This window comes from Microcystis sp. LEGE 08355 (genome assembly GCF_015207185.1).
In the GTDB taxonomy this organism is placed as follows: domain Bacteria; phylum Cyanobacteriota; class Cyanobacteriia; order Cyanobacteriales; family Microcystaceae; genus Microcystis; species Microcystis panniformis.
Genome location: NZ_JADEXI010000006.1, coordinates 20,564 through 27,139, shown reverse-complemented (window position 1 = coordinate 27,139; position 6,576 = coordinate 20,564). Strand labels below are relative to the sequence as shown.

Here is a 6,576-nt window from a genome sequence, read left to right as displayed (position 1 = left end):
GAACAACGATAAGGAAAAATTCTGCTATATTATCTGCTAACTCTCTAGAAAACCCAATTAGTTTAATAATCTTTTCCGGGTATCTGAGAAAAAAAATAGTTCATCCCTTTAAAATATGGTTTGAGGGAGATAATTAGTGACTGTGTGAGGCAATTTGTGGTTGACAAGACGAAATCAAGGGCTAAAAGTAGAAAATCAGGCAAATTAGCAGCTAAACCTGTTAAAAAGCGGCGATTGTCCAGTAAATGGTTCCTGACAGCCCTAGGCTTAACCGGCTGCGCCCTAGTTTCCGCTACGGCCGGCGCTATGTTGGCTGTGTCTCTCTCCTCCACACCTTTGCGACAAGCTGCTCTTAGTCCCCAAGAAGCCGCCGCTTTTAACAATCAGCAGGCCATATCCTATCAAAATCTGCAACTTCCCGCCCTCAACCGTCCCGTTAATATTCTGGTAGTTGGGGCTAAAGTGTTGACATCCGATGTCAAGGAGGCACAAACCCCAGATTTGGGTTATCATGCCCCGGTTAATTCCTTAGATGGTTTAACCGATACCATGCTGTTACTGCGTTTTGACCCCCAAAGACAGAAGTTAACCATGCTTTCCATCCCCCGGGATACCCGCACCGATATCGAGGGTTATGGGGAGAAAAAAATCAATGAAGCTAACGCCCTCGGTGGACCTGCTTTAACGGCGGAAACGGTTAGTCATCTTTTGGACGGAGTGGCTATTGATCGCTATGTTCGCATTAATGTGCAGGGTGTGGAAAAATTAATTGATGCTTTGGGGGGGGTGACGGTATATGTTCCCAAAGACATGAAGTACAAAGATTTTAGTCAACACCTCTACATTGACCTGAAAAAAGGGGAACAACACCTCAACGGCGAGAAATTCCTCCAGTTTGCCCGTTTTCGTTACGATGCTAACGGCGATATCGGTCGTATCCAACGACAACAGCAATTAATGCGGTCTTTAGTAGAACAAACCCTAAAACCAGCAACTTTATTGAAAATTCCCGATATTATCGAGGTTATCCGCACTCATATCGATACTAATCTCAGTTTAGAGGAGTTACTCGCTCTAGCCGGCTTTGCCTCTAAAACTCAGCGCGCTGATGTGCAAATGCTACTGCTACCCGGAGACTTTAATGGTGATGGTCGGCAAGGGATCAGTTATTGGTTGCCCAATCAAAGTAAAATTCAAGAGCTAGTGGCTCAACATTTTAACCACGGCTCTTTTATGGCTGACATCGAAGAAACCACGCAACCGACTCGCATAGCTGTGGAAGATAGCACCGATAATCCAGAAGCGGTGCAAACTCTAGTCAGATATCTGCGCTCATTGGGTTATGAAAATGTTTTTGTCTCTAAGTCTTCATCGCCAATTCTAGAAACTACCAAAATTATTGCTCAAAAAGGGGATAATTCCCTGGCTGCTGCCCTACATAATAGCCTTGGTGTCGGGGAAGTTTTGGTGGAAAGTACGGGGAATCTCGCTTCTGATGTGACGATTAAAATCGGTCAAGATTGGCAAGAAAAATCGGCTAATCTTTCTGAGCCATCCCTAGGCAACTAAGAAAAAAATCAAGTTTATCTGGGTTATTTATTAGCGTTGGGTTTCATGCTTCAACCCAACCTACGTTCTCAGAGAAAAATCAAGTTTATCTGGGTTATTTATTAGCCAAAGTTTGACAAAAATCTTGGTGTTCTTGACTAGCTATTCCTTGCTGTAACATTGCCAAAACTTCGGCTAAATTACCCGATAATAAAGCATTTTTATCTAGCCATAATCCAGGGAAGACTTGGGAGCAAAAGATGTTATTTTGATTTGATTCTAGGGGCAAATATTCCCCGTCAGTTAAGCGAAACCAATCCAATTGAGCATCATAAACTCGCCAGATAATATACTCTTGTACTCCATGGTGACGATAAACTTTGAGTTTTTCGTGTAAATCGTAGGAAGCAGTAGAAGCGGCAATTTCTACGATTAATTCCGGCGCGCCTTCTACATAATCATCTTCACTAATGCTTGATTGTCCACTGGTTTCTATTCTTAATAAAGCATCTGGTTGTGGTTGATTATCCCCATCCAGTCGCACAGTAGTATTATCCAGTGTTTCTACTCCCGGTGTCGCCACTTCGTAGGCAGTTAACCAACCGATAATATTAGCGTGGGGTTTACCGTGGTTTTTGGCTCTCACCGCGGCTGCCATATAAACAACTCCTGCGATTAATTCAGCTTTTTTTAGCTGTGTCATTGCTTGATAACGGCGCTCGAATTCAGGACGAGTTAATCTATCGCCATTTTCGAGAGGGGGAATAATATGGGGGGAAACTGTGTTAGTCGATAGCATAATTTTTGGCTCATCAAGAAACTACTATCAAGGCTTAAGTTTTCTTACCAAACTCAGTTAATTTATCGATTGGGTTCAGCTGGGTATCGAGAACATCGAAGATATCCTATACTTATTTTACAGCGTTTCTCATCATTTACCTGGAACCTTGCGCCATGTTTGCCTTAGTTTCACTAGATAAAATCGAGCTACCGGCGGGATCCTTAGTGAGATTACCTGCCACTTGGCTAGATTATCAAACTTTGTCTCGGCAAAGGGGCGACAATTCTCAGCCTAAAATCAAATATCACAATGGAGAAGTCTTGCTTATGTCTCCACTTCCTAAGCATGGACGTGATGCCCATTTAATTGCTAATATTATCATCACCTTATTGGATTATCTGGGGCGTGAGTACGAGGCTTTTACTCCCGTAACCATGGCATTACCAGAAACAAGTGGTATTGAACCAGATTATAGTTTTTATATTGACCATTGGCCAGCTATAGCAGGGAAAGCCAGAATTGACTGGGTAAATGATCCTCCCCCCGATTTAGTATTAGAAATTGATGTCACCAGTTACTCGAATGTGGATGATTATCTGCCTTATAAAGTGCCTGAAATTTGGTTGTATCGTCAGAAAAATCTCTATATTTATTGGCTAGATAATCAAGAGTATATCCCGCGCCATCAAAGTCAATATTTTCCTAACTTTAACCTACAAAACTTAGTTTCTTTCTGTGGAGAAATTGCCGACAATCGCAATAGTAGTATGGCAATTCGTCAACTAAAACAACATCTCGAAGATTTTTATAAGTAGGGAGGCACAATTATTTGTAGGATGGGTTAGCGGTAGCGTAACATGAGCGAGCGTTGGGTTTCATGCTTCAACCCAACCTACGTTCATCTTATATTTAATTCCACTTTGTACCTCATCATTAAGATAACTGCTATAACCATGAATAATTTTAAAATACTGCTCATCGGCTACGGTAATACTTTAAGAAATGATGACGGAGTGGGAGTGAGAATAGCCGAAATTATTGCCGGGGAGAATTGGACTAATGTGCAAGTCATCGCTACCCATCAATTGACTCCTGAATTAGCAGCCGATATAGCTGATGCTTCCCTAGTTATTTTTGTTGATGCGGTCTTATCTAGTCAAACCGATATCCGGATAGAAAAATTAGCGGCAGTTACCGAATGGAATAATTTCGGTCATGCAGAAAGTCCCGCTTCTTTATTAGCATTAACTCAAGCAATTTATCAACAAACTCCCAGGGCCTGGGGAATATTTATTCCTGCTATTAACTGTGAATTTGGTGAAGAATTATCAACAATAACTCAAAAGGGCTTGACAAAAGCGATTAAAGCTATTAGGAAAATTATTACTTCTGAGGATTTGACTGAATACCAAAAGCAGGACTTTGATAATCTTCTGGCAGATAATTTTCAGGAATAGTGCTGTGATTGCCATCCCGGAGAGCCTTGTAGTGAGGAGACATAATTTCGATACCAACTTCGTTACATTTATCCTGAATATTTTGATGTAATTCAGAATAAATATACACCATTTTGTTAGGATGATCGGTGTAGGCATTTAGCTGATAGCTGACATAAAAATCATCGAGACTGGTTTGCAAGACAAAAGGAGCAGGTTCTGAGACAATAAATTGGGTTGCTAGGGCTGCTTCTTTCAGGGTTGCGTGGACCTTACGCCAAGGTAAATCATAACCGAGAGTGACTGTGGTTTGCAAAATTAAAGGCTCTTTGAATTCCCTTTGGGAGACACTAAAGTTAATCACATTGGTGTTTAACAGCGATGAATTAGGAATCGTGATAATTTTATTAGCCGGTGTGCGAATACGGGTGACTAATAATCCTTTTTCAATCACATCCCCAATAACATCACCAATAGAAATTTTATCTCCTAGTTGAAAAGAGCGGGTATAGATGAGGATAATTCCTCCCACCACGTTAGCGATAGCAGAGGTGGAACCCAAGGAAAATAGCACCCCTAAAAATACCGACACCCCCTGAAAAGCAGGAGAATTAAATCCGGGTAGATAGGGAAAAGCGATGACTATAGCTAAGGCAATTATCAGCAGTGACAGTAAATTATAGGTTGGTTTTGCCCAATCGGGATAGAAACCATTAATTACTAAATTTTCTCTTTCCAATCCAGTGAAAAATGGTTTAATTGCTCTCAACAGATAGTGAGTTATAAAAACAATTATCAGTATAATAAAAATATTGGGTAAATATTTTGCTATCTCTTGGGAAATAACTTCCAAAGCACTAAAAAAGTATTGCAGAAAACCATCACCAAATTTTCTAGTCCAGGGAAAAAGACGAAGGACAAAAGTTAAATAAAAATATAGAATAGTTAAAATAATCAGAGTGCGGATAAATTGCAAAACTCTTAGGGAAAAAATTCCTATTGTCTGGGAACTAATAATCTCAAAATTTTGGAATACGACCCCAGGAACTAGGGAGGTGATTAATCTCTGAATCTGGGGAAAAACCCGCGAAGATATAAAAATTATTACCCAGAAAATTAAGACCGTGGCCAAGGTAGCACTTACCGTCAAAACTGCATCTTTGAAGAGGTTATCCGGTTGACGTTCTTGACGATAACGGACAATGGCTGCTTTCATCTTTGCCAAAGCTCGTTCGGCCAATACTTCTTGACTGACCGCGTGTAATTTGGCATCTTTAGAAGTAATAGTAGCAATAACCGTATCTCCCAAAATAATCGAAGGGTTTTTGTCTTCAGGATCGATTTTTATGCTTAAATCTTCAGGAGAAAGAACATCGTCATCGGCAATTTTTTCAATTCTAGCTGTAATCGATTTCGCTCTTTCTTGCGCTGAAAAAGAACCTATTCCTTGCCGAATAGTAAAAAGTTCTTGATTATCAAGCATGACGGAAAAAACTTCTCCCAAAGTTTCCAGGGGTGTTTCCTGTCCTTGTTTAGCAGGATTATTCTGGGCTGCTATCCTCAAGATAGGGGATAAAGTCAGTAACAAAACTAAACAAAACAGTCCTAGGTAACGCCAGATTTTTTTCATCTTCTAAGCTACAATTTCACAGGAGCGATCGAGTTTAATACCTCTTTTTTTCATCGTAGCATGGAATAGTTCTGTGGATAACACCTGTTCCACGGGATAAATCCCGGCTTTTTGGAGTTTTGCCCCTAAGATTAATTCTGCCACGCTGCCAGTTCCCCAGCCAGCTGCTTGAGCAGTGTTCTCGTGAACCATAGTTGCTTGATAAACTGCTTTTTGCTGCCCTTGCCATCCGGCGACTTTTGCTAACATTGCTACCCCAATTCCCGAAAATTTATCGGTTACTTCTGTCATGCGATAACTAACTTGGGAAAAAAACTCAATTCCCCGAGAACTTTCTACCCAAGCATCGGGAAAAATATGGGCAGTAATCCAAGTTAAATGATTATAAAAATCGGGAATAGAACCAAATTTTGTGATCACATTTTGCACTGGAAAAGATTCGGCAAAAGTATAGGTTTCTGGCATATCAAACCAATAAACACCAGTTTTACCCAAAGGAGCGGGAAAGTCAATTACTTCCCTAGCAGTATAGGGTTTAATCTCTTGCCATTTTCCCTCAATCCAAGCTAAAAAAGGCTTTTTTAAACCGAGAAAAGTTGTCCGCATCACAGTTAATCCCGCACCTCCTGAACCGGCTACGGCATAATTTAAACGGATCGTTTCTACCCTATCTAACTGTTCCACTCCCTCCCGCACTATACTATTAGAAATACCGGGAAAAATTCCCGTATTAACCACGGCAGTTATTCCCGCTTTTATCGCTAATTCTCGATAGGGTATTAACTTTTGATAAAAAGAACGATGATCACTAACATCAATATAATTGACTTTTTCTTCGATGCAAATTTTTACTACCCTGCCATCGCGATAATGAAAGGGACCGGCACAATGAATAACTAAATCACTCTTTTTAATTGCCTGTCTAAGCTTGTCTATTTCTTCTAAATCTAAAGCCAAAAACTGCATTCTTGGCAGTAATTTAATCGCTTTTTCCTTCCGTCCAGTGACAATAATTTTAGCTGCAGTATGATTAATAATATCTAGGGCGACACTTTGACCAATGCGACCAGTGCCACCTAAAATTAAAACAGTTTTTTCCATGGCAACTATTAATAATGTTTGCCCTAGTATAGCATCCTCTTGGCAAGTTTCCCTATTTTCCAAGATGCAAATTTTAGAAT

The 6,576-nt window shown here is 40.3% G+C and carries 6 protein-coding genes; 3 read left to right on the top strand and 3 right to left on the bottom strand.

Annotated elements, in window-relative coordinates; genetic code table 11:
* Positions 1-156 precede the first annotated feature (156 nt).
* The gene (locus IQ242_RS00665; RefSeq protein ID WP_193958668.1) at positions 157-1,569 is read left to right on the top strand and encodes an LCP family protein; all 1,413 of its coding nucleotides are present in this window, start codon (positions 157-159) and stop codon (positions 1,567-1,569) included.
* Between the two features lie 94 nt (positions 1,570-1,663).
* On the opposite strand, the gene IQ242_RS00660 is transcribed toward IQ242_RS00665, so the two are convergent.
* The gene (locus tag IQ242_RS00660; protein ID WP_193958667.1) at positions 1,664-2,347 is read right to left on the bottom strand and encodes a Uma2 family endonuclease; all 684 of its coding nucleotides are present in this window, start codon (positions 2,345-2,347) and stop codon (positions 1,664-1,666) included.
* A gap of 155 nt (positions 2,348-2,502) precedes the next feature.
* Here IQ242_RS00660 and IQ242_RS00655 point away from each other — a divergent pair, with 155 nt between their 5' ends.
* Both IQ242_RS00655 and IQ242_RS00650 read left to right on the top strand, forming a co-directional pair.
* Entirely contained in the window at positions 2,503-3,144 is a 642-nt protein-coding gene (locus tag IQ242_RS00655) for a Uma2 family endonuclease (RefSeq protein WP_193958666.1), read from the top strand.
* Between the two features lie 138 nt (positions 3,145-3,282).
* The gene (locus IQ242_RS00650; protein ID WP_193958665.1) at positions 3,283-3,786 is read left to right on the top strand and encodes a hydrogenase maturation protease; all 504 of its coding nucleotides are present in this window, start codon (positions 3,283-3,285) and stop codon (positions 3,784-3,786) included.
* On the opposite strand, the gene IQ242_RS00645 is transcribed toward IQ242_RS00650, so the two are convergent.
* Positions 3,713-5,395, bottom strand: a complete 1,683-nt coding sequence (locus IQ242_RS00645; RefSeq protein WP_193958664.1) for a mechanosensitive ion channel family protein — start codon at positions 5,393-5,395, stop codon at positions 3,713-3,715. The two genes, IQ242_RS00650 and IQ242_RS00645, sit on opposite strands and share 74 nt — an antisense overlap.
* Positions 5,396-5,398: 3 nt before the next feature.
* A complete protein-coding gene (locus IQ242_RS00640) occupies positions 5,399-6,496 on the bottom strand; it encodes a saccharopine dehydrogenase family protein (RefSeq protein WP_193958663.1) in 1,098 nt (365 codons plus the stop codon).
* Positions 6,497-6,576: the final 80 nt, after the last annotated feature.